This window comes from Acidovorax sp. DMC1, assembly GCF_056314325.1.
The window spans coordinates 24,068-48,276 of the sequence record NZ_JBQUYO010000011.1 but is presented as its reverse complement, the minus strand read 5'-3'; the positions used below and the strand labels follow the sequence as shown (position 1 = coordinate 48,276).

Sequence of the window (24,209 nt, the reverse complement as noted above, 5' to 3'; positions counted from 1 at the left end):
GCGCCCCCACCCCAGGTAGACCCCCATGAATGTACCGATCGCGCTGGCGGCCTTGCAGACGCAGGCCGCCGAGCCTGCCCGACTGCGAGAAATTCCCTATAACTACACCTCGTTCTCCGACCGGGAGATCGTGATCCGGCTGCTGGGCTCCGCCTCCTGGGAGGTGCTGGACCAATTGCGCAAAGAGCGCCGCACGGGCCGCTCGGCCCGCATGCTGTATGAGGTGCTGGGCGATATCTGGGTGGTGCAGCGCAACCCCTACCTGCAGGACGACCTGCTGGACAACCCCGGCCGCCGCAAGCTGCTGGTTGATGCGCTGAACCACCGGCTGGCCGAGATCGAAAAGCGCCGCACCCCCGCCGACGACGCCGACCGCGACCGCCTCGTGGGCGAGCTCGTCGTCGCCGCGCGCCGTGCGGTGGCCGAGTTCAACGCCACTTTCGAGCAGGCCGCGCAGCTGCGCCGCCAGATCCAGAAAACCCTGGGCCGCCTCACGGCCAAGGACAACATCAAGTTCGACGGCCTCTCGCGCGTGTCCCACGTGACCGACGCGACCGACTGGCGCGTCGAGTACCCCTTTGTGGCGCTCACGCCCGACACCGAGGCCGAGATGGCGGGCCTGGTCAAGGGCTGTATTGAACTGGGCCTGACCATCATTCCCCGTGGGGGCGGCACCGGCTACACCGGCGGCGCGATCCCGCTGACGTGGAAGAGCGTGGTCATCAACACCGAAAAGCTCGAAGCCATGACCGAGGTGGAGATGCGCCGCCTGCCGGGCCTGGACCGCGAAGTGGGCACGGTGTGGACCGAGGCCGGCGTGGTCACCCAGCGCGTGGCCGATGCGGCCGAGCGCGCAGGTTTTGTGTTTGCGGTGGACCCGACCAGCGCCGAAGCATCGTGCATTGGCGGCAACATCGCCATGAACGCAGGTGGCAAAAAGGCCGTGCTGTGGGGCACTGCGCTGGACAACCTGGCCAGCTGGCGCATGGTCACGCCCGACGCCCAGTGGCTGGAGGTGACGCGCCTGGACCACAACATGGGCAAGATCCATGACGTGGAGGTCGCCACCTTCGAGCTGCAGTACTTCGAGGCCGATGGCAAGACGCCCGTGCGCACCGAGCGGCTTGAAATTCCGGGCCGCACCTTCCGCAAAGAAGGCTTGGGCAAGGACGTGACGGACAAGTTCCTGGCGGGCTTGCCCGGCATCCAGAAGGAAGGCTGCGACGGCCTCATCACCAGCGCGCGCTGGGTGGTGCACCGCATGCCCGAGCACACGCGCACCGTATGCCTGGAGTTCTTCGGCAACGCCAAGGACGCCGTGCCCAGCATCGTCGAGATCAAGGACTTCATGTTCGCCGAGCAAAAGCGCAGTGGCGTGTTGCTGGCGGGCCTGGAGCATCTGGATGACCGCTACCTGAAGGCTGTGGGCTACGCCACCAAGAGCAAGAAGGGCAACGGCGGCCTGCCCAAGATGGTGCTGATTGGCGACATTGCCGGTGACAACGCCGATGACGTGGCCCGCGTGACCAGCGAGGTCGTGCGCCTGGCCAACACCCGCAGCGGCGAAGGCTTCGTGGCCATCACAGCCGATGCGCGCAAGAAGTTCTGGGCCGACCGCAAGAAGACGGCGGCCATCAGCCGCCACACCAACGCCTTCAAGATCAACGAAGACGTGGTGATCCCGCTGCCACGCATGGCCGAGTACACCGACGGCATCGAGCGCATCAACATCGAACTGAGCCTGCGCAACAAGCTCAAGCTGTGCGACGCGCTGACCGAGTTCTTCGAGCGTGGCAACCTGCCCCTGGGCAAGCACGACGCCGACGACGAGGTGCCTTCGCCCGAGCTTCTGCAAGACCGCGTGGCCCAGGCCATCGCCCTGGTCGAAGAGGTGCGCGCCCTGTGGCAGGGCTGGCTGCACGATGTGGAAACCCTGTTCCCCCAGCTGCAGGACCACACGCTGCGTGCCAGCTGGAAGACCCAGCTGCGTGCGCCGCTGCAAGGCATCTTCACCGGTGCGGCGTTCAAGCCCATCCTGGACGAGGCCGTGGCCATCCACAAGCGCGTGCTCAAGGGCCGCGTGTGGGTGGCGTTGCACATGCACGCGGGCGATGGCAATGTGCACACCAACATTCCCGTCAACAGCGACGACTACGAGATGCTGCAGACCGCACACGAAGCGGTGGCACGCATCATGGTGCTGGCACGCAGCTTGAACGGCGTGATCTCGGGCGAGCACGGCATTGGCATTACCAAGCTGGAGTTTTTGACCGACGACGAGCTGCGTCCGTTTGCCGAATACAAGCGCAAGGTGGACCCGGAAGGCCGCTTCAATAAAGGTAAATTGCTCCGAAATCAGGAGCAATCAGGGCATGTTCCACTGGCGCTTGGTGCCGATTTGGCCTCAAAACCTGCGCTGCATGCCGATCTGACCAACGCCTACACGCCCAGCTTCGGGCTGATGGGCCACGAGTCGCTGATCATGCAGCAGAGCGACATCGGCGCCATTGCCGATTCGGTCAAGGACTGCCTGCGCTGCGGCAAGTGCAAGCCCGTGTGCTCCACGCACGTGCCACGCGCCAACCTGCTGTACAGCCCGCGCAACAAGATCCTGGCGACCTCGCTGCTGGTCGAGGCTTTCCTGTACGAAGAGCAGACCCGCCGGGGCGTGAGCATCAAGCACTGGCAGGAATTTGAGGACGTGGCCGACCACTGCACGGTGTGCCACAAGTGCGAGAGCCCTTGCCCGGTGAAGATCGACTTCGGCGACGTCACCATGAACATGCGCAACCTGCTGCGCAAGATGGGCAAGAAGACCTTCCGCCCCGGCAACGCGCTGGCGATGACCATGCTCAACGCCACCAACCCGGACACCATCAAGCTGATGCGCTCGGCCATGGTGGACGTGGGCTTCAAGGCCCAGCGCATGGCCGTGGACCTGCTGCGCAAGGTGGGCCGCAAGCAAACGGCCAAGCCGCCAGCCACGGTGGGCACGGCTCCGATCAAGGAGCAGGTGATCCACTTCATCAACAAGAAGCTGCCCGGCGGCCTGCCCAAGAAGACGGCGCGTGCGCTGCTCGACATCGAGGACAAGGACTACGTGCCGATCATCCGCAACCCGCAGGCCACCACGGCCGAGACGGAGGCGGTGTTCTACTTCCCGGGCTGTGGCTCGGAGCGCCTGTTCTCGCAGGTCGGCTTGGCAACCCAGGCCATGTTGTGGCACGCGGGCGTGCAGACGGTGTTGCCGCCCGGCTACCTGTGCTGCGGCTACCCCCAGCGCGGCTCGGGCCAGTTCGACAAGGCCGAGAAGATGATCACGGACAACCGTGTGCTCTTCCACCGCGTGGCCAACACACTCAACTACCTGGACATCAAGACCGTGGTGGTGAGCTGCGGCACCTGCTATGACCAGCTGCAGGGCTACGAGTTTGACAAGATCTTCCCGGGCAGTCGCATCATCGATATCCACGAGTACCTGCTCGAAAAGGGCATCCAGCTGCAAGGCAAGGGCGCCTACCTGTACCACGAGCCCTGCCACAACCCCATGAAGCAGCAGGACTCGATGAAGACCGTGAAGGCGCTGGTGGGCGAGCAAGTCTTGAAGAGCGACCGCTGCTGCGGCGAGTCGGGCACGCTGGGTGTGACCCGGCCCGACGTGTCCACGCAGGTGCGCTTCCGCAAGGAAGAAGAAATCCGCAAGGGCGAAGCCAAGCTGCGCGAAAGCGGTGCCGTGGGTGCCCAGGACAACGTGAAGATCCTCACCAGCTGCCCCAGCTGTCTGCAGGGCCTGAACCGCTACGAAGGCGACCTGAACAACGGCCTGCTCGAAGCCGACTACATCGTGGTCGAGATGGCGCGGGAGATCCTCGGCGAGAACTGGATGCCCGAGTACGTACACCGTGCCAACAACGGCGGCATTGAGCGGGTGCTGGTCTGATGACCTGTCCCTTGTGCGCTGAAGATGGCGGCGCCTTGGTCTGGCGCGGCGAGCGCCTGCGTGTCATCCGTGCGCAGGAGGCGGGGTTCCCCGCCTTCTACCGCGTGGTCTGGAATGCGCATGTGGCCGAGTTCTCGGACCTGGCCGCCGCTGACCGTGCGCATTGCATGGAAGCCGTGACCCTGGTGGAGCAGGCGCTGCGCCAGCACCTGTCGCCCACCAAAGTCAACATCGCAGCGCTGGGCAACATGGTGCCGCACCTGCACTGGCATGTGATTGCGCGGTTTGACTGGGACAGTCACTTTCCATCGCCCGTATGGGCCGCGGCACAGCGGCCGAGCCCCGCAGCGCAAGAGGCCGCCGTGCGGGCCTTGTTGCCCGCGCTGGAGGTGCAGCTGCAGTTCCAGCTGGCGCAGTGGGCCGCCCGGTAACCTGGCTGGCAGCGTGTGCCGGGGCGGGTGGGACAATGGCAGCCGTCGTTTCTGACAACAGTTTTCTCAAGGTGATTCCATGGCAGGTTTGAAAGCGGGCGCTCCCACGCCGCAGGCCCTGACGGTGCATGAACAGTCGCGCGTGCTGGAGGTGGTCTTTTCGGATGGCGCCACATTCCGCATTCCGTTCGAGCTGATGCGCGTGTACTCGCCCTCGGCCGAAGTGCAGGGCCACGGCCCGGGGCAAGAGGTGCTGCAGACGGGCAAGCGCAATGTGGCGCTGGTCAACCTGGAGCCCGTGGGCAACTATGCCGTCAAGCCCACGTTCTCTGACGGGCACGACAGCGGGATCTTCACCTGGGACTACCTCTACGAACTGGGCCAGAAGCAGGACGCACTGTGGGCCCAGTACACCGAGCGGCTGGCTGCGGCCGGGGCCGATCGCGACGCGCCCATGGCGCCCAAGGGTGGTGCAGGGGGCCACGCCTGCGGCGGCCACTGAGGCTGTGCGCAGAAGCGCCGGGGTGCCAGGCACCTTCAGCTGCACAAGCCCCTGTTCACCAAGGTGCTATTGAAAATATAGCTGTCAGCGCAATATTAGCTTGCGCTAGCGGCTGGTTTTGTTTCAATAGCGTTCTCCAAATTGCGACAGATGCCCCAATTCAGTGCGGGGTTGTCGCTGTACCTCTGGCGTTCACGCGCCTAGCATGATTCTTATGAGCACCACGCATTTCGGTTTTCAGTCGGTGGACGAGCAGGAAAAGGCACGCCGTGTGCGCGGTGTGTTTGATTCCGTGGCATCCAAGTACGACGTGATGAACGACCTCATGTCGGCGGGCCTGCACCGAGCCTGGAAGGCTTACACCGTGATGGTGGCCAACCTGCGCGAAGGCAGCCAGGTGCTGGACATTGCCGGTGGTACGGGTGACCTGGCGCTGGCGTTTTCCAAGAAGGTGGGCGCCTCGGGTCGTGTTGTGCACACCGACATCAACGAAGCCATGCTGCGCGTGGGCCGTGACCGGCTCATCAACGAGGGCGTGGTGCTGCCCACGCTGGTCTGTGACGCCGAAAAGCTGCCGTTCCCCGACGCGCATTTCGATGTGGTGAGCGTGGCCTTTGGCCTGCGCAACATGACCCACAAGGACCAGGCGATTGCCGAGATGTGCCGCGTGCTCAAGCCCGGCGGCAAGCTGCTGGTGCTGGAATTTTCCAAGGTGGCCAAGCCTCTGGAGAAGGTGTACGACTGGTACTCGTTCAAGGTGTTGCCCCAGCTGGGCAAGCTGGTGGCGGGCGACGACGCCAGCTACCGCTACCTGGCCGAGTCCATCCGCATGCACCCGGGGCAGGAAGAACTCAAAAGCCTCATGCAAAAAAATGGTTTTGGGCATGTGGACTATCACAACATGACGGGGGGAATTGTCGCCCTCCATGTTGGAATCAAGTGCTGAGCGGTTTGCTCGGTCGATAACGGAGACGGAGAAGTCATGATGAAACTGTGGTCTGTGGTGTTGGTCGCGATGCTGGCGTTTGCACACGCCGATGCCGACGCCGCGCGGCGACTGGGTGGTGGCAAATCGGTGGGCAAGCAGTCCAGCAACGTGACGCAGCGCGAGGCAGCCACGCCGCCCGCTGCACCGGGCGCACCCGCACAGAGTGCGACCAACACGGCGGCGGCCGCCAAGCCTGCCACCGCTACGCCGGCAGCAGCCCCGGCCGCTCCGGCCAAGAAGCCCTGGGGCGCCATGCTGGGCGGCCTGGCAGCGGGGCTGGGTCTGGCCTGGCTGGCGCACTCGCTGGGTCTGGGCGCAGGCTTTGCCAACATCCTGATGATTGCGCTGCTGGCGCTGGCGGCGTTTGCCATCTTCAAGATGGTCATGCGGTCGCGCAACGGTGGCGGAAATGGCTCAGGCAACGCGGCGGGTGGTGCTCCGTTCGCATTCCAGGGCGCGGGGGCCGCAATGCCTGCCGCTGCGCAGGTGCCTCCGCAGTACAGCCCCAACAACGTGGGCAACGACGCATCGGCCCGCCCCTGGGAGCGCAGCAGCATGGCGTTTGACGCCTCGCGTGCTTGTCAGGGGGGCGTGGGCTCGGGTGTGGTGATCGGCTCGGGCCTGTCGGGCTCGCAGAACTGGGGTGTGCCCGCAGACTTCGACACCGAGGGTTTCCTGTCGGCCGCCAAGCGCAACTTTGTGACCCTGCAAGGCGCGTGGGACCGGTCGGACATCGCAACCCTGCGGTCCATGATGACGGACAACATGCTCGATGAAATCCGCACCCAGCTGGCCGAGCGCGAAGCCCACCGGGGCACGCAGCCGAACCACACCGATGTGGTGATGATCGAGGCGCAGCTGCTGGGCATCGAAGACCTGGGCGATGGCTACATGGCCAGCGTCGAGTTCTCCGGCATGATCCGTGAGGAGCCCTCGGCCGGGCCCAGCCCGTTCCGGGAGGTCTGGAACATGACCAAGCCCAAGACCGGCAACACCGGCTGGCTGGTGGCTGGCGTGCAAGCGCTGCAGTAAACGCAGCCCATGGGGCCCCTGCGGTTCAGGGGCATTCCAGTTCAGGGAATAATCGGGGACTATGGCAACACCACAGTCCCCTTTTCCTTTTCTGGACGGCCTCTTCGAGCGCCTGGCCGCTGGCCCGCAGCCCCCGCAATGGCTGGTCCACGAAGTGCAGCAACGCCTGGTGCTGTTTCTCAACCATGTGCTGATGCAGGAAAAAGAGGCCACGGACCGGCTGGTGCGCCAAAAAGGCCGCATCGCGCGGGTGCAGTGGCGGGCCTATTCCCTGTCGCTGGTTATCACCCCGGCCGGCCTGCTCAATCTGGCGCCCGAATCCGCGGTGCCCGACCTGCGGCTGGAAGTGACCGACACCTCTCCTTTCACCCTGGCCCAGGCCGCGTTGCGGGGTGACAAGCCGTCCATCCGCATTGAAGGTGACGTGCAACTGGCGGCCGAGATCAACTGGCTGGTGGACCATGTGCGCTGGGATGTGGAAGAAGACCTGGCCCGCGTGATCGGCGATGCCCCTGCACACACGCTGGCGCAGTTTGCCAGCCGGGCTTCACAGACATTGCGCCAGTTTGTGGGTTCGCGCATGGCCGCCGCCAGCGCGTCGTCTTCCTCGGTGGTGGTTGCGACGGCACCGGTGGCACCCGGCGCTCCGGCGGCTGCACCACTGTCACCCTCGGGTGGTTCGGACCGGGCCGACGCATGAAGCGCTTCTTGCGGGGGGCTGCCATCCTGTGGGTGGTGTTCCGGTTCGGCCTGGATGGCTTGCTGCTCGACAGCTTCAACAAGCCCTGGCTGCGCATGATTTCGCGCATCGTGTCCATCGGGCGCAATCTGGATGCGCCGCGTGGCCAGCGCCTGCGGGAGGCGCTGGAGAGCCTGGGCCCCATCTTCGTCAAGTTCGGCCAGGTGCTGTCCACCCGCCGCGACCTGTTACCGCCCGACATTGCCGACGAACTGGCCCGCCTGCAGGACCGCGTGCCGCCGTTCGACCCCGACATTGCCATTGCCACCATCGAGCGTGCGTTCCGCCGCCCGGTGGATGAGGTGTTCACCTCCTTCGACCGCATACCGGTGGCCAGCGCGTCCATCGCCCAGGTGCATTTCGCCACGCTGCGTGACCGCCAGGGCATTGAGCGCGAGGTGGCCGTCAAGGTGCTGCGCCCCGGCATGCTGCCGGTGATTGAGAAGGACCTGAGCCTCATGCGCATGATGGCGGGCTGGGTGGAGAGTCTGTCGGCCGACGGCAAGCGCCTCAAGCCCCGCGAGGTGGTCGCCGAGTTCGACAACTACCTGCACGACGAGCTGGACCTGGTGCGCGAGGCCTCCAACGCGGCCCAGCTGCGCCGCAACATGGCGGGGCTCGACCTGGTGCTGATCCCCGAGATCTTCTGGGACTTCTGCCACCCCGAGGTCATGGTGATGCAGCGCATGAAGGGCGTGCCCATCAGCCAGATCGACCGCTTGCGTGAGGCGGGGGTGGACATCCCCAAGTTGGCGCGCGACGGCGTGACCATCTTCTTCACCCAGGTGTTCCGCGACGGGTTCTTCCACGCCGACATGCACCCGGGCAACATCCAGGTGAGCCTGGAGCCCGCCACGTTCGGCCGCTACATCTCGCTGGACTTCGGCATCGTGGGCACGCTGACCGAAGTGGACAAGGAATACCTGGCGCAGAACTTTGTGGCGTTCTTCCGGCGTGACTACAAGCGCGTGGCCGAGCTGCACATCGAAAGCGGCTGGGTACCGCCCGAAACGCGGGTCAACGATCTCGAATCGGCCATCCGCGCCGTGTGCGAGCCGTACTTTGACCGTCCGCTCAAGGAAATTTCACTCGGGCTGGTGCTGATGCGTCTATTCCAGACTTCGCGCCGTTTCCACGTCGAGATCCAGCCCCAGCTGGTGCTGCTGCAAAAGACCCTGCTTAATATCGAGGGCCTGGGCCGCGAGCTGGACCCGGACCTGGACCTGTGGAGCACGGCCAAGCCGTTCCTCGAAAAGTGGATGCTGGAACAGATGGGTCCCCAGCGCCTGTGGCGCGAGCTGCGCGCCGAGGCGCCGCACTACGCCAAGCTGCTGCCCGAGCTGCCGCGCCTGATCTACGACGCGCTGCGCCAGCGCCCCGCAGACCACCAGCCCGCCCTGCGCGAGTTGCTGGAGGCGCAAAAGCGCACCAACCGGCTGCTGCAATCCATCATTTATGGCGGCGTGGGGTTTGTGCTGGGGCTGCTTGCCATGCAGCTATTCATGCGCATCCGGGTTTTTTAGCGTCTGCGGCACAAAAGTTGCCTTCATAATCCGCAGCAATTTTGTAACGTGTTTGTAAGCGGGGCTGCGGCCCCATGGTCGTCAGGCGCCGCAGTGTGACCACCCCAGCCACTTTGCGCGCGCGCTGCCTTTTTCGCTACCACCTCTGGAGTTTTGGAGCGGCGCCATGCTGTTGTCATTCATCGTTCTGTACCTGCTGGTTTCGATTGGTGTGGGCCTGTATGCGGCCACTCGCGTGCACAACACCGCAGACTACGCGGTAGCCGGGCGTAGCCTGCCGTTGGCGGTGGTGATTGCCACCACGTTTGCCACCTGGTTTGGATCGGAAACCGTGCTGGGGGTGTCGGCCCGCTTTGTGGATGGAGGGCTGGGCGCCGTCGTGGAGGACCCCTTTGGCGCGTCCATGTGTCTGGTGTTGGTGGGACTGTTTTTCGCCTACAAGCTGTACCAGAAGAACCTCATCACCCTGGGCGACTACTACCGCCAGCGCTACGGTCGTGTGATTGAAGTGACCTGTTCGGCCATCATCATGTTCAGCTACCTGGGCTGGGTGGCGGCGCAGATCACGGCCCTGGGCCTGGTGTTCAACCTGCTCACCCAAGGCGCTGTGTCGATCACCATGGGCATGATCATTGGCACGCTGGTGGTGCTGGTTTACACCCTGTACGGCGGTATGTGGTCGGTCGCCATGACCGATTTTGTGCAAATGATCGTCATCGGCGTGGGCCTGCTGGCCATCGCTTGGTATGCGGCCGACCTGGCGGGCGGTGCAGGCAAGGTGGTCGAATTTGCGGCGCGTGAGGGCAAGTTCCATTTCTTCCCGACGGGTGGCGTCAAGGAATGGACATTTTTCATTGCTGCTGCCATCACCATGATGCTGGGCTCCATCCCTCAGCAGGACGTGTTTCAGCGCGTCATGTCGTCCAATAGCGCTGCCACCGCGCGCAAGGGACCGGTGATCGGCGGCCTGTTGTATTTGCTGTTTGCCTTCATCCCGATGTTCGTGGTCACCGCTGCAGTCTTGGTGATGCCCGAAACGGCGCAGGCGCTGCTCAAAGATGACCCCCAGAAGGTATTGCCCACCCTGGTGATGGAGCGCATGCCATTGATGCTACAGGTGGCGTTTTTTGGCGCGCTTCTATCGGCCATCATGTCTACTGCATCCGCTACCTTGCTGGCGCCTTCCACCACATTTGTTGAAAACATCCTGCACAACCTGCGCCCTGGGATGAATGATCAGCAGACCCTCAAGGCAATGCGCATCTCCGTGCTGGTGTTCACGGGCTGTGTGCTGACCTATGCCATCACCATGCAGGGCACCTCGATCTATGAGCTGGTGTCGGGCGCGTACCAGGTGCCGCTGGTCGGTGCCTTTGTGCCGCTGGTGTTTGGCCTGTACTGGAAACGCGCCACCACCCAAGGCGCTCTGCTGGCCGTGGCGATGGGTCTGGGTGTCTGGCTGCTGTTTGTGGCGAGCCCCATGCTGTCGGAGGCTTTCCCGCAACAACTGGCAGGTGTGCTGGCCGCTTTGGTCGGGATGCTGGCGGGTTCGTTGGCTCCGCAGTGGATCGATGATCACAAGGGGCATGTCACCCACTACCAAGGCAGTGCCAGCTGAATGCCCGGGCCCGCGCTATGGTGCGGGCCTTGCAGATGGGCATGCCGCCTATAATTGAGGGTTTTGCACTTTCCCTCAACACACTGACATGCCTATTTACGCCTACAAATGCGGCTCCTGCGGCCATGCCAAGGATGTGCTGCAAAAAATCTCCGATGCACCCCTGACGGTGTGCCCCGCCTGCGGCGCTGAAGCCTTCTCCAAGCAGGTCACTGCGGCGGGATTCCAGCTCAAGGGTTCGGGCTGGTATGTGACGGATTTCCGGGGGGGCAGCGGGGGCAGCTCCGCTCCCGCAACTGAAGCCAAGTCGGAATCCAAGACCGAGTCTTCTGCATCTGCCAGTGGTGGTGATGCTCCTAAAAAAGAAGCATCCAGCGCAAGTACCACTAGCGCTGGAAGTGCCGGCGGCACTTCTTCCTCTTCGAGCTGAGGACCTGCATGGCTGCCTTGCGCAAATGGCTGTTGACAGGCCTTCTGGTCATCGTGCCCGGTGTCATCACGGCCTGGGTGCTCAACTGGATTGTGAGCACCCTCGACCAGACCCTGCAGATCCTGCCGGGCGCGTGGCAGCCCGACAAGCTGCTCGGGGTGCATGTCCCGGGCTTTGGCGTGGTGCTCACGCTGGCCATCTTGCTGGTGGTGGGTGCCATTGCCAGCAACTTTGCGGGCCGCAAGCTCGTGGAGTGGGGCGATGCGCTGGTGCACCGCATTCCCGTGGTGCGCTCGATCTACTCCAGCGTCAAGCAGGTGTCGGACACGCTGTTTTCCGAGAGCGGCAACGCCTTTCGCAAGGCCGTGCTCGTGCAGTGGCCCCGCGAAGGGGTGTGGACCGTGGCGTTCGTCACGGGTGCCCCCAATGGTGAAGTGGCTGCCTACCTGCGCGACGAGTTCGTCAGCGTATACGTGCCCACCACCCCGAATCCCACCGGTGGGTATTTTGTGATGGTACGCAAGAGTGACTGTGTCGAGCTCGAAATGAGCGTGGACAGTGCCCTCAAGTACATCGTCTCCATGGGTGTGGTGGCTCCGGCGGACCCAACGCTGCCCCCGCCCAAGTAAAAAAAGCAATCTCTTTCAACGTCAACGCGCCCTGCGGCGCCGGAAGTTTTGTCATGGCCATGCGTTCCCACTATTGCGGTCTTGTGACCGAAGCCCTGTTGGGCCAAACCGTTACCCTGTCGGGCTGGGTGAACCGCCGCCGTGACCATGGTGGCGTGATCTTCATCGACCTGCGTGACCGCGAAGGCTACGTGCAGGTGGTGTGCGACCCCGACCGCGCCGAGATGTTCAAGATCGCCGAAGACGTGCGCAACGAGTTCTGCGTGCAGGTCAAGGGTGTGGTGCGTGCTCGCCCCGCCGGCACCACCAACGACAAGCTCAAGACCGGCCAGATCGAAGTGCTGTGCCATGAGCTGAACGTGCTCAACCCTTCGGTCACGCCTCCGTTCCAGATCGACGAGGACAACCTGTCCGAAACCACGCGCCTCACGCACCGCGTGCTGGACCTGCGCCGCCCGTACATGCAGAACAACCTGATGCTGCGCTACAAGGTGGCCATGGAGGTGCGCAAGTTCCTCGATGCCAACGGCTTCATCGACATCGAAACCCCCATGCTCACCAAGAGCACGCCCGAAGGCGCGCGCGACTACCTCGTGCCCAGCCGCGTGCACGACGGCCAGTTCTTCGCGCTGCCCCAGTCGCCCCAGCTGTTCAAGCAGCTGCTGATGGTGGCGGGCTTTGACCGTTACTACCAGATCACCAAGTGCTTCCGCGACGAAGACCTGCGCGCTGACCGCCAGCCCGAATTCACCCAGATCGATATCGAAACATCGTTCATGGAAGAGCAGGACATCCGCGACATGTTCCAGGGCATGATCAAGACGGTGTTCCAGAACACGCTGGGCGTGGACCTGGGCGAGTTCCCCGTCATGACCTACCAGGACGCTGCGCGCCTGTATGGCTCCGACAAGCCCGACCTGCGTGTGAAGCTCGAATTCACTGAGCTGACCGACGTGATGAAGGACGTGGACTTCAAGGTGTTCTCGGGTGCCGCCAACATGAAGAACGGCCGCGTCGTGGCCCTGCGCATTCCCGGCGGCTCCAAGGAAAACGGCGGCATCAGCCGCGGCGAGATCGACGCCTACACCGAGTTCGTCAAGATCTACGGCGCCAAGGGCCTGGCCTACATCCGCGTGAACGAGCTGGCCAAGGGCCGTGACGGCCTGCAGTCGCCCATCGTGAAGAACATCCACGACACCGCCCTGCAAGCGGTGCTGGAGCGCACCGGTGCACAAGACGGCGACCTGATCTTCTTCGGCGCCGACAAGGAAAAGATCGTCAACGACGCCATTGGCGCGCTGCGCATCAAGATCGGCCACAGCGAGTTCGGCAAGAAGAACGGCCTGTTTGAAGACCGCTGGGCGCCGCTGTGGGTGGTGGACTTCCCGATGTTCGAGTACGACGAGGAAAACCAGCGCTGGAACTCGGTGCACCACCCCTTCACCAGTCCCAAGGACGGCCACGAAGACTGGATGGTCACCGCGCCCGAGAAGTGCATCTCCAAGGGCTACGACATGGTGCTCAACGGCTGGGAAATGGGTGGCGGCTCCGTCCGTATCCACCGCGCCGATGTGCAGCAGAAGGTGTTCGACGCCCTCAACATCACGCCCGAAGAAGCCCAGCTCAAGTTCGGCTTCCTGCTGGACGCGCTGCAGTACGGCGCGCCCCCGCACGGTGGCCTGGCCTTTGGCCTGGACCGCATCGTGACGCTGATGACCGGTGCCGAGTCGATCCGCGACGTGATCGCCTTCCCCAAGACCCAGCGCGCCCAGTGTCTGCTCACGCAGGCACCCAGCCCTGTGGACGAAAAGCAGTTGCGCGAGCTGCACATCCGCCTGCGCAACCCCGACGCGGTCAAGACTGCGGCCTGATTTCGGACGCATCACGTCCTTCGCGTATGCAGCCATGCATCGCACAACAAGCGGCTCGGGCCTAGTGCCCGGGCCGCTTTTTTCATGCGCGGCGCATCAAGGCACTGACCGCCGGGCACGGACTGAAAGAGGTACCTCCATGCGTTTGTTGACACGCTCCCATTGGCTGTTGGCAGCGGCCGCCTGCATCGCCCTGGCCGGATGTGGCGAGAAGAAGACCGAACTGGGGCAGGGCGGCTCGGTGGTCACGGGCTCGGCCGGACCGCAGGGCGCGCAGAACGCGGCCCGCGAACTGGTGCGTTGTGATGCGCCCGTGGCCACCCTGGCGCTGGCCGAGAACCCCAACGGCTACATCATGGGTTCGGGCTACCAGCTGCCTTCGTCACCGGTGCCGCTGGTCAAGCTGCTGGCTCAGCAGAGCGGGTGCTTCCGGGTGGTGGACCGGGCGGCCGGCCTGAAGGGGACGATTCAGGAGCAGGAACTGAAGGACGCAGGTGTGCTGCGCAAGAACAACTCCACCGTGGCCAAGGGCAAGGGCTACGAGGCGCAGTACACGCTCACGCCCAGCCTCACGTTCAGCGAACAGGATGCGGGCCGGGGCCTGGCCGGGGTGATCGCCATGATCCCGGTGCTGCGCGACATTGCAGGCCTGGCCGGGCTGGTGGAGCAGGTCAAGTTCAAGGAAGCGCAGACGGCCTTGCTGCTGTCCGACAACGAAACCACCGAGCAGGTGGCAGCGGCCACCGGCTCCGCACGCACTACCGACCTCGGGGTGGGCGGCCTGGTATTCGGCAAGCTGGGCGGCGCCGCAGGCGCTGGCTGGAGCAATACCAACGAGGGCAAGGTCATCGCCGCAGCGTTTCTGGACGCACACAACCAGCTGGTGGTGCAGGCGCGCGCGTTGCAGGCCAAGGAGCTGCCCCCGCCCGTACCCACCACCACGGCAGCCCAGCGCCCCAAGGGCGGTTGAAGGCAAAGGGCGCCGAGCCATGGCAACCGCCGGGCCGCAGCGGCCGTACAAGCTTCCGGAGTCGGTGCTGGTGGTGATCCACACGCCTGCGCTGGACGTGCTGCTGATCCGTCGCACCGGGGGCGAAGGGCATTGGCAGTCGGTCACCGGTAGCAAGGACGCGCTGGACGAGCCCTTTGCCGAGACGGCCCGCCGTGAAGTCGCCGAAGAAACCGGCATAGACACCCGGGCACCGGGTTGCCTGCTGACCGATTGGGCGCTGGAGAACGTGTACGACATCTGGCCCCAATGGCTGCACCGTTATGCCCCTGGCGTGGTGCGCAACCGCGAGCGCGTGTTTGGTCTGCGTGTACCCCCCGGGACACCCGTGGTGCTGAGCCCGCGCGAGCACGATGCCTATGAGTGGCTGCCCTGGCAGCAGGCAGCAGACCGGTGTTTTTCTGCCTCCAATGCCGAGGCTTGCCTGTTGCTGCCCCGGTTCGTGAGCCCCTGAAAATCCGGCGAGCCACTGGCCGCTGGCCAGTTGTTGAGGACGGCCGCGGGCCAGGCGCCGTTGTCTCAAGGAGAGTCTGGCGGCCGCAGCCGCAGGGCTGCCGCAGGGTCGTCGGCCTCGTCAGTGGGTGCTGGGTTCAGTGCCAGGCTGTCTTGCGGAGGCGGTGGGATGCGTGCCGGTGCGTTGTCGCCGCTGCTGCGCACCCGCAGTGCCACGCCGCCGGGGTGCCGCTCGCTGTCTTGCCCCAGGATGGCCCTTGCCGGGGCCGTACCCATGCGGGTACGCAGTGCGTCGATGGCTGCCTGCAGGGGCTCGGGCGCGGCCATGCGCGCGCTGTGGCGCAGCAGCACCTGCTGGGCCATATCCAGCAGTTTGGAGTTGAGGGTGCGTTCAGCCTCGGACAGCAGGTTTTGCACAGCCCCGCCCGGGTCGCCCCCCAGGCTTTGTGCCATCGCGACTTCGGCCGTCTTGTTGACCCGTTGCAGGCAGTCGCGCACCAGCTCGCTGTAGGGCTCATGCAGGTTGCAGGCATTGGCCATCAACTCGGTCAGACCCCTTGTGTTGGCATAGCGCATGCCCAGGGCGCGCACCCAGCTGTCACCCTCGGGCAGCTCAATGGATGTGACGGCCAACACGGCCAGCAGGCTGCCCAGGTTGCAGGCGGCTTCAAAGTCAAAGGTGCTGGACGTGATCTCGCGGGCCATGCCACGCACCGATTCGACTGCCTGCGAGAACTGCCGCTGCTGGATGAGCTGCAGCGCGCGCGCCACCTCCGCAAACCGACGGATGCGTGCGCTGCTGTGGTGGCGCTCCAGGATGCGGGCAAAGTCGGCCATGCAGCGCTCAATGCCCTTGCGGTCGTTTTCGGCGTAATAGGCAAACGTCAGCAGCACCAGTGACTGGTAGTCGAACAGCTTGGAGTCAATGCCCAGCACCGTGGCGCGCGCCAGCACCTTGGTGGCTGTGGCGCGGTCGCCCATGTAATACGACATCATCCCCAGCTTCTGCAGCCGCACGACCGAGTCGGGCGTGAGGGTGCTGGCCGTGCGGTAGGTCTCGATGGCCTGCGCAAAGTTGCCCATCTCCACCTGCGCGCGGCCCAGCACGTCGTAGGCGTCGGCAAACGAGGCGTCCTCGCCAATCAGCTCCTGCAAGGTGGTGATGGCGCGCGCGGCCTGTCCTGATTCGATCTGCGCACGGGCCACGCCCAGCTTGGCCCAGGGCAGGGCACGCGCGGCGATCACGGCCTCGAACAGGGTGCGCGCCTTATCGTGCCGTCCCAGGCGCAGCAGCAGCTCCGACCCGATGCGGGCGGCGTACAGCCAGTAGGGTTTGCGGGCCTCGAAACGCTCCACGCACAGCGCAGCGGCCTGCTCGAAGTCCTCGGCCTCGATGGCATCGAAGATGGGCTTGAGATGGATCTTGCGCAGGCGCGCCAGGCTCAGGCGCTCAAACAGCGCGCTGGGCGTGAAGGGCTTGAGCAGGTAGCCGTCCAGGGCCGACTCGGCAGCCTCGGCCACGGCGGCATACGACGCCTCGGCCGTGACCATGAAGAACACGGTGGAAAACGGAAGCAACTGCGCGCGCCGCAGGTCGTCCAGCAGGGTCTGGCCCGAATAGTTGGACTCGCCAAAAAACTGGTCGCACAGCACGTAATCGAACACCGTGTGCTCCAGCCGGGCGCGCGCGTCCTGCACACGGGAGCATTGCACGATGCGGGTCACGCCGTATTCGCGCAACTGTCCCACCAGGATGCTGCGCGATGTGGCATTGCTGTCCACGATCAGCGCCTGGGTCGGTGGGGCGGGATTGGGGCCGCTCTCGGTAGCCATAGGGGTCGGGGCCGTCCCTGCGTGCTCAAAATATGAAGACACCCAGTGTAAGGCGCTACAGCCACCCGCCCGCGTCGGGCAAACCCGCTTTCCGCGCGGCTTGCGACACAATTCAGCCATGCAACACGACGACATCCTGCGCGTAGCCACCTACAACATCCACAAGGGGGTGCAAGGCATCGGGCCCGCGCGGCGGCTGGAGATTCACAACCTGGGTCTGGCGGTGGAGCAGCTCGATGCCGACATCGTCTGCCTGCAGGAGGTGCGCAAGCTGCACCGGCGCGAGGCGGCGTATTTCCAGCGCTGGCCTGAGCTGCCGCAGGCCGAGTTTCTCGCGCCGGAAGGCTACGAGGCGGTGTACCGCACCAACGCCATCACCAAACACGGCGAACATGGCAATGCGCTGCTGACCCGCTGGCCGGTGATCGGGCACCAGCACGAAGACATCTCGGACCACCGCTTCGAGCAGCGCGGCCTGCTGCATGTAGAGGTGGATGTGCAGGGCCGCAATGTGCACGTGATCGTGGTGCACCTGGGCCTGATCCCCGGCAGCCGCATCCGCCAGATCGAGCGTCTGCAGGCCTTCATCGAGCGCGAGGTGCCGCCCGGCACGCCGCTGGTGGTGGCGGGTGACTTCAACGACTGGGGGCAGTTGCTCAAGCGCATGCTGGCGGGCTTTGGCCTGTATGAATGGGATGCGCCCCGCACTTTCACCTACCCCGCACGCCTGCCCTTGGCGCAGCTCGACCATGTGTATGCGCGCGGGCTCACGCCGCTGTCGCTGCAAGTGCCCCGTGGCCGCATCTGGTGGCGCATGTCGGACCATCTGCCCTTGATTGCGGAGTTCCGGCTGTGAGGCCCGGGCGGGGCGTGCTTGGTGTGTGCGGTGGCGGGGGGGCCGGATGAGGCGCAAGCCCTTTGCGCAGGCCCCAGGCACCGGGCCCGCCGACGACCACCAGGTCCGTCTGCTGCAAGGTGCCGAGGAGTTCTTCCCGGCGCTGATTGAGGCCATGGATGCCGCCATGGCGGACATCCAGTTCGAGACCTATATCTTTGACTTCACCGGCGCCGGAGCCACGGTGGCCCAGGCGCTGATGCGCGCCGCAGCGCGCGGCGTGCGCACCCATCTGGTGGTCGATGGCGTGGGCACTGGTGCTCTGCCCAAGGCCTGGGCCGAGCAGTTGCAGGCTGCCGGGGTGCTGTGCAGCGTGTATTCGCCGCTGGGGCCGCTGGGGCTGCTGCTGCCGCACCGCTGGCGGCGCCTGCACCGCAAGCTGTGCGTGGTGGATGGGCGGGTGCTGTTCTGCGGCGGCATCAACGTGCTGGATGACTTTCACGACCCCAACCACGGCACGCTGGAGGCGCCCCGTTTTGATTTTGCGGTGCGGGCCACCGGCAGCCTGGTGGCCTCGGCCAGCGACACCATGGACCAGCTCTGGTGGCGCATGCAGGCCGTGCGCGACGCGCGCCAGCGCCGCCTGCCGGAGGCCCTGCGGGCCCTGCGCGCGGCCAGCGCCGCACGGCATGCGGAGCAGGGCGGCGACCCCGATGCCGGCCCCCCCGTGCGTGCGACCCTGGTGCTGCGTGACAACGTGCGCAACCGCAGCCGCATCGAGAAGGCATACCGCAAGGCCATCGGCACGGCGCGGCACGAGGTCATCATCGCCAACGCCTACTTCATGCCCGGCGGCAAGCTGCGCCGCGCGCTGGTGATGGCCGCGCGCCGGGGCGTGCGCGTGCGCCTGCTGCTGCAGGGGCGGTACGAATACTTCATGCAGTACCACGCAGCCCGCCCGGTGTATGGCGCGCTGCTGGAGGCCGGGGTCGAGATCTACGAGTACGCCCCCAGCTTTCTGCACGCCAAGGTGGCCGTCATCGATGCGCAGGGCGACCGGCCCTGGGCCACGGTGGGTTCGTCCAACCTTGACCCGCTCTCGCTGCTGCTGGCGCGCGAGGCCAATGTGGTGGTGGAAGACGCCGCCTTTGCCATCGACCTGCGCCAGCGCCTGGTGCACGCCATGCAGCACGCGGGCCGCCGCATGGACCCTGCGCGCTATGCCGGCCGCCCGCTGCGCCAGCGGGTGCTGGACCGCGTGGCGTTTGGTCTCATGCGCCTGGCGCTGTGGGTGACGGGCAAGCGGTACTGAGGGCATCTTTGTCGAGTGCGCTACTTTATTGATAGCTGCTCAGGCATATTGCACTAGCGCTTGCTGCCTAAAACCCTTGTAATCGATCAAACTGTGTTCGCTGGTACGATGCCACCCATGTCCAGCCAACCTGCCGCCGATATGACGCCCATCCCACCGGACGAAGGCACGCCCGTTTCCGTCAAGATCCGAGAACGCCTTGCCGCCGCGCGCAAGCGCTTTCACGCCAACGACAACATTGCCGAATTCATCGAGCCCGGCGAGCTGGAGAAACTGCTCGACGAGGTTGAGGTCAAGATGCAGGGCGTGCTCGACAGCCTGGTCATCAACACCGAGGGCGACCACAACACCAACAACACCGCGCGCCGCGTGGCCAAGATGTACCTCAACGAGGTGTTCCGTGGTCGCTACGTGGCGCAGCCGCCCATCACCGAATTCCCGAACGCCGAGCACCTCAACGAGCTGATGATCGTGGGCCCGCTCACCGTGCGCAGTGCCTGCAGCCACCACTTCTGCCCCGTCATCGGCAAGATCTGGATCGGCGTGATGCCCAACGAGCACACCAACGTGATCGGCCTGTCCAAATACGCGCGCCTGGTGGACTGGATCATGGGCCGTCCCCAGATCCAGGAAGAAGCCGTGGTGCAGCTGGCCGACCTGATCATGGAAAAGACCCAGCCCGACGGCCTCGCCATCGTCATGGAAGCCAGCCACTTCTGCATGTCCTGGCGCGGCGTGCGCGACAACGACAGCCGCATGATCAACTCGGTCATGCGCGGCGTGTTCCTCAAGGACAGTGCTCTGCGCCGTGAATTTTTGTCCCTCATTCCTGGAAAGAACTGACCATGCTGGTACGCCTGCTTTACGCCAGTCGCGCGGTCGATACCTCGCCCGCCGCCATCGAAGCCATCCTGACGCAGTCGCGCCAGCACAACCCGGGCTCCGGCATCACCGGCGTGCTGTGCTACGGCGGTGGCGTGTTCCTGCAAGCCATCGAGGGCGGCCGCTCTGCGGTGAGCGAGCTGTACGGCCACATCCAGAAGGACCCGCGCCACAAGGACGTGGTGCTGCTGCACTACGAAGAAATCGCCGAGCGCCGGTTTGGCGGCTGGACCATGGGCCAGGTCAACCTGTCCAAGATCAACCACTCCATCCTGCTGAAGTATTCCGAGAAGCCTGAGCTGGACCCGTACTCCGTGTCGGGCAAGGTGTCGTTTGCGCTGCTCGAAGAGTTGATGGCCACGGCCTCCATCATCGGAAGAGCATAGAGATCACCCCCCTGAGGCGCTGCGCGCCTTCCCCCCGCTCTCGCTCCACTTCGCGGTGCGGGCAGGGGGACGCCACCAGTGCGGCGGGGCGGCCCTTGCACGGTGGCCCCCAGCTTGGGCCGCGCCAGTTGCAGATGCCGTGAGCGGTACCTAGCCCTTCAATTCAAGCCGCAGCCGCCATCGCGCTGCGGCTTTTTGCATTCAAGCCCTCTCTCTTTCTGACCCGTGACCTTCACCGCCTTCGCCCTCATCATCCTCGCCGGCCTCATCCACGCGTGCTGGAACATCGTGGCCAAAAAGGCCGGGGGGGACTCGCGGTTTGCGTTCTTCACCTCGGTGATCATGATGGTCGTCTGGGCGCCGCTGGGCTGGTACCTGGGGCGCGACGCGGTGCCGCAGTGGGGTGCGGTGGAGTGGGGCTTCGTGGCCGCCAGCGGGCTGCTGCATGTGGCGTACTTCGTCATCCTGCTGCGCGGCTACCGTGTGGCGGACCTCACCGTGGTCTACCCGCTGGCGCGCGGCTCGGGGCCGCTGTTGTCGTCGCTGGTGGCTATCACGCTGCTGGGCGAGCAGATCTCGGCGCTGGGTGCCTTGGGCATCGTGGGCGTGGTGGGGGGCGTGTTTCTGATCGCGGGTGGCCCGGGCCTGCTGCGCGCCGCGCACGACCCTGCCGCGCGGGCGCGGGTGCACAAGGGCATGTTGTACGGCTTGCTCACGGGGGCTTTCATTGCCAGCTACACGGTGGTTGACGGCTATGCGGTCAAGTTTCTGCTCATGTCGCCCATTCTGGTGGACTACATGGGCAACTTTGTGCGTGTGGGCCTGTTGGCCCCGGTGGTGCTGCGCGACCTGCCCACGGCCCGCACGCTGTGGCTGGCGCAGTGGCGTTTTGCCCTGGCCGTGGCGGTGGTGAGCCCGGTGGCCTATGTGCTGGTGCTTTATGCCATGCAGCAGGCGCCCCTGTCGCACGTGGCCCCGGCGCGCGAGGTGTCCATGCTGTTTGCCGCGCTGATTGGCGGGCACCTGCTGGGCGAGGGGGACCGCCTGGCGCGTATCTGTGGCGCGCTGTGCATTGCAGCGGGTGTCACGGCCCTGGCCTTGGGATGACCACCATGGCACCCCAACCCCCATTCCACCTGCTGGGCTGCGACTTCTCCAGCAGCCCCACGCGGCGCAAACCCATCGTGCTGGCGCTGGGCCAGCGCCAGGGCGCGCGTGTGGTTATCACCGCGCTGCAGCCGTTCGACACCCTGGCCGCATTCGGCCAGTGGCTGGAGCAGCCCGGCGACTGGGTGGGCGGTTTTGACCTGCCCTTCGGCCTGCCTCGCGAGCTGGTGCAGGCGCTGGGTTGGCCCACCGACTGGCATGCCTGCATGCAGCACTACCGCAGTCTGAGCCGCGAGCAGATCCGTGCCCAGTTTGCGGCGTTCTGCGACGCCCGCCCGGTAGGTGGCAAGTTTGCGCACCGCGCCACCGACGGGCCCGCGGGCTCCAGCCCGTCCATGAAATGGGTGAACCCGCCGGTGGCCTACATGCTGCACGCGGGCTTGCCGCTGCTGCTGGACGCCGGTGTGCACCTGCCAGGCCTGCACGCAGGCGACCCCCACCGCGTGGCGCTGGAGGCCTACCCCGGTCTGCTCGCGCGCGAGGTGCTGCAGCGGCGCAGCTACAAAAGCGACGACCGCGCCAAGCAGACGCCCGACCGCCTCATCGCCCGCAAAGACCTGGTCAACGCGCTGGAGCTGGGCCACACCCGCCTGGGCCTGCGCCTCAAGCTCAGCCACGCCCAGCGCGACGCGCTGGTGCAGGACGCCAGCGGCGACAGCCTAGACGCCGTGCTGTGCCTGCTGCAGGCCGCCTGGGCCGAGCAGCGCCATGCCGAGGGCGATGCGCTCTATGGCCTGCCGCCGGGACTCGATCCACTCGAAGGCTGGATCGTCACGGCGGACAAGCCCTGACCAACGATTCCGCCGCTTTTCCGGGCATCGGCCCGCCGCAGGCTGCGTAGCATGGGCGGTACACGTAGGACTTTGTTTGCCATGTCTTTTGTCCCCCGCCGCTTGCTGGTCCTGACTCTGCTGGCCCCGCTGCTGGTACAGGCCGCCCCCGCGCCCTGGTACTACTGGCGCAGCCTGGTCGATGGCCAACGTGTGTGCGCGCAAACCTCGCCCGGCCCGGGCTGGGAGCAGGACAGCGCCCCCCACGAAGGCCCCGGCTGCCAGCCGCGCCGCAAGGTGCTCATCGTGCCCATGCGGTGACAGGCCGCACGGTGGACGGTGGATTGCGGTTGTTATAAAAAACATAGCTATCAGCGCTTATTGCATAAGCGCTAGCAGCCAAAAATGCTTGCAATCATGTGCATGCATTCGATAATGGCACGCATGACCGAACTCATCCTGATCCGCCACGGCGAGACCGACTGGAACCGCGAACTGCGCTTTCAGGGCCACGTGGATGTCCCCCTCAACGCCACTGGCCACGAACAGGCTCGCCGCCTGGCCGAGCGCCTGGCCGCAGAGCGCCCCGTGGTGCACCACCTCATCTGCAGCGACCTCATCCGCACCCAGCAGACCGCCACGCCCAGCCTGCAGGTGCTGTTCCCTGAGGCCCGCATCGACACCCTGACCGACAGCGCCCTGCGCGAGCAAAACTTTGGCGTGGTGGACGGCAAGCGCGTGGACGACGTCAAGCAGGAACACGCCGACGCCTGGAACCAGTGGCTGCGCTTTGAAGCCGACTACGGCATGCCCGGCGGCGAGACCACCCGCCAGTTCCACACCCGCGTGATGGACGCCGTCTACCGCATCGCCCAGCAGCACAGCGGCCAGACCGTGATGGTGGTCACCCATGGCGGCGTGCTCGACATGATCTGGCGCACTGCGCGTGGCACAGGGTTGGATGGCCCGCGCCAGAGCGACATCCCCAATGCAGGGCTCAACCGCGTGCGGGTGAGCGGCGAGGTGGTGGAGGTGTTGGACTGGGCCGATGTGCGGCACCTGGCGGATTTGCCGGAGCAGCCGGTGTATGACCAGACGAAGTTGGTGGTGCGGTGATGGCTAGGGAGGCTCCGTCCACGATGTAGAGCCTTCAGAAACCAACGATAAATGAGGGTACTGAAAAGGGAGGGTAGCCGCGCATGGTGCATAGCAAGAGGAACCCCCAAACGATAGAGAGCGCAATAGCTACGTAGATTGGTACTCTGCTCACGGAAAAACGTTTCAGGACCAGCGCGCGTGTAAGTCCGATGCCTTTGCCAGACAGCCGATCGTTGACCATCTGACGATAGATGTGATCGTCCTCGTGGAATAGATGGAAGATGGCGGCTCTTTTGGAGCTAGGAACTATGAGGTGTTTCACTAGCTCCTCTTCGACTTTCTGAAGGGCTGCCTCCCAGTACTCTTGCCAAAACTTAGCTCCAGCAGCCATTTGCACTTGGTACAAAGATACTGAGAGGCCCGCGAGGCATACGAGGAAACTCACAATAGGCTTTGAGTGTCCCGACTGGACCACCCCAGCCAGCAAGACACCCTGAAAAATCATGAAGAAGTTGTTGCGCTGTACTAGCTGAGATATCTCAAAGTTACGTGTTTCTAGCGCGATCTGAAAAAGGCGCTTCAGTGCGACTAGATCAGGTTTTTCTGAAGGATCTCCTGCTTCAACGGTTACGCCAACAACGACCGTCTGCTTGCCTTGGTGTTGATCGCGCTTTGGCAATATCTCATCCGTTTCCTCTGTCACTGATGTCTCCCTTGCGTTTGTTTAGTTTGGATAGGATATTGTTGGCGTGTCAAAGTTG

Annotated in this window: 23 protein-coding genes; 21 read left to right on the top strand and 2 right to left on the bottom strand. The window is 64.9% G+C overall.

What is annotated here, in order from left to right; translation table 11 throughout:
* Positions 1–25 precede the first annotated feature (25 nt).
* The 13 genes from ACT531_RS19725 to nudB all read left to right on the top strand — a co-directional run bounded on the left by ACT531_RS19725 (position 26) and on the right by nudB (position 15,166).
* Positions 26–3,940 (top strand): DUF3683 domain-containing protein, encoded by a 3,915-nt coding sequence (locus tag ACT531_RS19725; RefSeq protein WP_476018522.1) that lies wholly within the window; start codon positions 26–28, stop codon positions 3,938–3,940.
* Positions 3,940–4,371, top strand: coding sequence for an HIT family protein (locus ACT531_RS19720; RefSeq protein WP_476018521.1), 432 nt, complete (start codon positions 3,940–3,942; stop codon positions 4,369–4,371). The genes ACT531_RS19725 and ACT531_RS19720 overlap by 1 nt, the downstream gene beginning before the upstream one ends.
* 79 nt (positions 4,372–4,450) lie before the next feature.
* Positions 4,451–4,873 carry a gamma-butyrobetaine hydroxylase family protein gene (locus ACT531_RS19715; protein WP_476018520.1) on the top strand — a complete coding sequence of 141 codons (423 nt, stop codon included), beginning with the start codon at positions 4,451–4,453 and terminating at the stop codon, positions 4,871–4,873.
* A gap of 214 nt (positions 4,874–5,087) precedes the next feature.
* The gene (gene ubiE, locus ACT531_RS19710) at positions 5,088–5,819 is read left to right on the top strand and encodes a bifunctional demethylmenaquinone methyltransferase/2-methoxy-6-polyprenyl-1,4-benzoquinol methylase UbiE (RefSeq protein WP_015012742.1); all 732 of its coding nucleotides are present in this window, start codon (positions 5,088–5,090) and stop codon (positions 5,817–5,819) included.
* Between the two features lie 36 nt (positions 5,820–5,855).
* The gene (locus tag ACT531_RS19705) at positions 5,856–6,893 is read left to right on the top strand and encodes a Tim44 domain-containing protein (RefSeq protein WP_476018519.1); all 1,038 of its coding nucleotides are present in this window, start codon (positions 5,856–5,858) and stop codon (positions 6,891–6,893) included.
* A 61-nt stretch (positions 6,894–6,954) separates the two neighbouring features.
* Positions 6,955–7,593 (top strand): hypothetical protein, encoded by a 639-nt coding sequence (locus tag ACT531_RS19700; RefSeq protein WP_476018518.1) that lies wholly within the window; start codon positions 6,955–6,957, stop codon positions 7,591–7,593.
* Positions 7,590–9,155 carry a ubiquinone biosynthesis regulatory protein kinase UbiB gene (gene ubiB, locus ACT531_RS19695; RefSeq protein WP_291445603.1) on the top strand — a complete coding sequence of 522 codons (1,566 nt, stop codon included), beginning with the start codon at positions 7,590–7,592 and terminating at the stop codon, positions 9,153–9,155. The genes ACT531_RS19700 and ubiB overlap by 4 nt, the downstream gene beginning before the upstream one ends.
* 166 nt (positions 9,156–9,321) lie before the next feature.
* Positions 9,322–10,773: a high affinity choline transporter 1 gene (locus ACT531_RS19690; protein WP_476018517.1), complete on the top strand. Its 1,452-nt coding sequence runs from the start codon at positions 9,322–9,324 to the stop codon at positions 10,771–10,773.
* Positions 10,774–10,861: 88 nt separating this feature from the next.
* A complete protein-coding gene (locus tag ACT531_RS19685) occupies positions 10,862–11,203 on the top strand; it encodes an FmdB family zinc ribbon protein (protein ID WP_015012746.1) in 342 nt (113 codons plus the stop codon).
* A gap of 8 nt (positions 11,204–11,211) precedes the next feature.
* Complete coding sequence (locus ACT531_RS19680) at positions 11,212–11,832, top strand: DUF502 domain-containing protein (RefSeq protein ID WP_015012747.1); 621 nt, start codon at positions 11,212–11,214, stop codon at positions 11,830–11,832.
* A gap of 53 nt (positions 11,833–11,885) precedes the next feature.
* Positions 11,886–13,703 (top strand): aspartate--tRNA ligase, encoded by a 1,818-nt coding sequence (aspS, locus tag ACT531_RS19675; RefSeq protein ID WP_060986755.1) that lies wholly within the window; start codon positions 11,886–11,888, stop codon positions 13,701–13,703.
* Positions 13,704–13,842: 139 nt separating this feature from the next.
* Positions 13,843–14,673, top strand: coding sequence for a CsgG/HfaB family protein (locus ACT531_RS19670; protein WP_060986754.1), 831 nt, complete (start codon positions 13,843–13,845; stop codon positions 14,671–14,673).
* A 19-nt stretch (positions 14,674–14,692) separates the two neighbouring features.
* A complete protein-coding gene (gene nudB / locus ACT531_RS19665; RefSeq protein WP_110959687.1) occupies positions 14,693–15,166 on the top strand; it encodes a dihydroneopterin triphosphate diphosphatase in 474 nt (157 codons plus the stop codon).
* A 65-nt stretch (positions 15,167–15,231) separates the two neighbouring features.
* Here nudB and ACT531_RS19660 read toward each other — a convergent pair whose 3' ends face one another.
* Entirely contained in the window at positions 15,232–16,998 is a 1,767-nt protein-coding gene (locus tag ACT531_RS19660) for a response regulator (RefSeq protein WP_476018516.1), read from the bottom strand.
* Between the two features lie 118 nt (positions 16,999–17,116).
* Here ACT531_RS19660 and ACT531_RS19655 point away from each other — a divergent pair, with 118 nt between their 5' ends.
* The 8 genes from ACT531_RS19655 (at position 17,117) to ACT531_RS19620 (ending at position 23,466) form a co-directional block, all read left to right on the top strand.
* Positions 17,117–17,854 (top strand): endonuclease/exonuclease/phosphatase family protein, encoded by a 738-nt coding sequence (locus ACT531_RS19655; RefSeq protein WP_015012752.1) that lies wholly within the window; start codon positions 17,117–17,119, stop codon positions 17,852–17,854.
* A 46-nt stretch (positions 17,855–17,900) separates the two neighbouring features.
* Positions 17,901–19,145 (top strand): cardiolipin synthase ClsB, encoded by a 1,245-nt coding sequence (gene clsB, locus ACT531_RS19650; protein WP_309826343.1) that lies wholly within the window; start codon positions 17,901–17,903, stop codon positions 19,143–19,145.
* A 117-nt stretch (positions 19,146–19,262) separates the two neighbouring features.
* Positions 19,263–19,988, top strand: a complete 726-nt coding sequence (gene folE, locus ACT531_RS19645) for a GTP cyclohydrolase I (protein ID WP_015012754.1) — start codon at positions 19,263–19,265, stop codon at positions 19,986–19,988.
* A gap of 2 nt (positions 19,989–19,990) precedes the next feature.
* Positions 19,991–20,413 (top strand): BLUF domain-containing protein, encoded by a 423-nt coding sequence (locus tag ACT531_RS19640; RefSeq protein ID WP_015012755.1) that lies wholly within the window; start codon positions 19,991–19,993, stop codon positions 20,411–20,413.
* A gap of 225 nt (positions 20,414–20,638) precedes the next feature.
* Positions 20,639–21,520, top strand: a complete 882-nt coding sequence (locus tag ACT531_RS19635) for a DMT family transporter (protein ID WP_056060430.1) — start codon at positions 20,639–20,641, stop codon at positions 21,518–21,520.
* Positions 21,517–22,371, top strand: coding sequence for a DUF429 domain-containing protein (locus ACT531_RS19630; RefSeq protein ID WP_476018515.1), 855 nt, complete (start codon positions 21,517–21,519; stop codon positions 22,369–22,371). The genes ACT531_RS19635 and ACT531_RS19630 overlap by 4 nt, the downstream gene beginning before the upstream one ends.
* An 81-nt stretch (positions 22,372–22,452) precedes the next feature.
* Positions 22,453–22,671 carry a hypothetical protein gene (locus ACT531_RS19625; RefSeq protein WP_476018514.1) on the top strand — a complete coding sequence of 73 codons (219 nt, stop codon included), beginning with the start codon at positions 22,453–22,455 and terminating at the stop codon, positions 22,669–22,671.
* Between the two features lie 123 nt (positions 22,672–22,794).
* Positions 22,795–23,466: a histidine phosphatase family protein gene (locus tag ACT531_RS19620; RefSeq protein ID WP_476018513.1), complete on the top strand. Its 672-nt coding sequence runs from the start codon at positions 22,795–22,797 to the stop codon at positions 23,464–23,466.
* Positions 23,467–23,500: 34 nt separating this feature from the next.
* Here the strand turns inward: ACT531_RS19620 and ACT531_RS19615 are convergent, their stop codons facing one another.
* The gene (locus tag ACT531_RS19615; protein ID WP_476018512.1) at positions 23,501–24,151 is read right to left on the bottom strand and encodes a RipA family octameric membrane protein; all 651 of its coding nucleotides are present in this window, start codon (positions 24,149–24,151) and stop codon (positions 23,501–23,503) included.
* Between the last annotated feature and the right edge of the window lie 58 nt (positions 24,152–24,209).

Excerpts from the sequence above, each read along its gene's own strand:
- ACT531_RS19725 (WP_476018522.1), top strand. The coding sequence starts at position 26 with ATGAATGTACCGATCGCGCTGGCGGCCTTGCAGACGCAGGCCGCCGAG.
- ACT531_RS19720 (WP_476018521.1), top strand. The coding sequence starts at position 3,940 with ATGACCTGTCCCTTGTGCGCTGAAGATGGCGGCGCCTTGGTCTGGCGC.
- ACT531_RS19715 (WP_476018520.1), top strand. The coding sequence starts at position 4,451 with ATGGCAGGTTTGAAAGCGGGCGCTCCCACGCCGCAGGCCCTGACGGTG.
- ubiE (WP_015012742.1), top strand. The coding sequence starts at position 5,088 with ATGAGCACCACGCATTTCGGTTTTCAGTCGGTGGACGAGCAGGAAAAG.
- ACT531_RS19705 (WP_476018519.1), top strand. The coding sequence starts at position 5,856 with ATGATGAAACTGTGGTCTGTGGTGTTGGTCGCGATGCTGGCGTTTGCA.
- ACT531_RS19700 (WP_476018518.1), top strand. The coding sequence starts at position 6,955 with ATGGCAACACCACAGTCCCCTTTTCCTTTTCTGGACGGCCTCTTCGAG.
- ubiB (WP_291445603.1), top strand. The coding sequence starts at position 7,590 with ATGAAGCGCTTCTTGCGGGGGGCTGCCATCCTGTGGGTGGTGTTCCGG.
- ACT531_RS19690 (WP_476018517.1), top strand. The coding sequence starts at position 9,322 with ATGCTGTTGTCATTCATCGTTCTGTACCTGCTGGTTTCGATTGGTGTG.
- ACT531_RS19685 (WP_015012746.1), top strand. The coding sequence starts at position 10,862 with ATGCCTATTTACGCCTACAAATGCGGCTCCTGCGGCCATGCCAAGGAT.
- ACT531_RS19680 (WP_015012747.1), top strand. The coding sequence starts at position 11,212 with ATGGCTGCCTTGCGCAAATGGCTGTTGACAGGCCTTCTGGTCATCGTG.
- aspS (WP_060986755.1), top strand. The coding sequence starts at position 11,886 with ATGGCCATGCGTTCCCACTATTGCGGTCTTGTGACCGAAGCCCTGTTG.
- ACT531_RS19670 (WP_060986754.1), top strand. The coding sequence starts at position 13,843 with ATGCGTTTGTTGACACGCTCCCATTGGCTGTTGGCAGCGGCCGCCTGC.
- nudB (WP_110959687.1), top strand. The coding sequence starts at position 14,693 with ATGGCAACCGCCGGGCCGCAGCGGCCGTACAAGCTTCCGGAGTCGGTG.
- ACT531_RS19660 (WP_476018516.1), bottom strand. The coding sequence starts at position 16,998 with ATGGCTACCGAGAGCGGCCCCAATCCCGCCCCACCGACCCAGGCGCTG.
- ACT531_RS19655 (WP_015012752.1), top strand. The coding sequence starts at position 17,117 with ATGCAACACGACGACATCCTGCGCGTAGCCACCTACAACATCCACAAG.
- clsB (WP_309826343.1), top strand. The coding sequence starts at position 17,901 with ATGAGGCGCAAGCCCTTTGCGCAGGCCCCAGGCACCGGGCCCGCCGAC.
- folE (WP_015012754.1), top strand. The coding sequence starts at position 19,263 with ATGTCCAGCCAACCTGCCGCCGATATGACGCCCATCCCACCGGACGAA.
- ACT531_RS19640 (WP_015012755.1), top strand. The coding sequence starts at position 19,991 with ATGCTGGTACGCCTGCTTTACGCCAGTCGCGCGGTCGATACCTCGCCC.
- ACT531_RS19630 (WP_476018515.1), top strand. The coding sequence starts at position 21,517 with ATGACCACCATGGCACCCCAACCCCCATTCCACCTGCTGGGCTGCGAC.
- ACT531_RS19625 (WP_476018514.1), top strand. The coding sequence starts at position 22,453 with ATGTCTTTTGTCCCCCGCCGCTTGCTGGTCCTGACTCTGCTGGCCCCG.
- ACT531_RS19620 (WP_476018513.1), top strand. The coding sequence starts at position 22,795 with ATGACCGAACTCATCCTGATCCGCCACGGCGAGACCGACTGGAACCGC.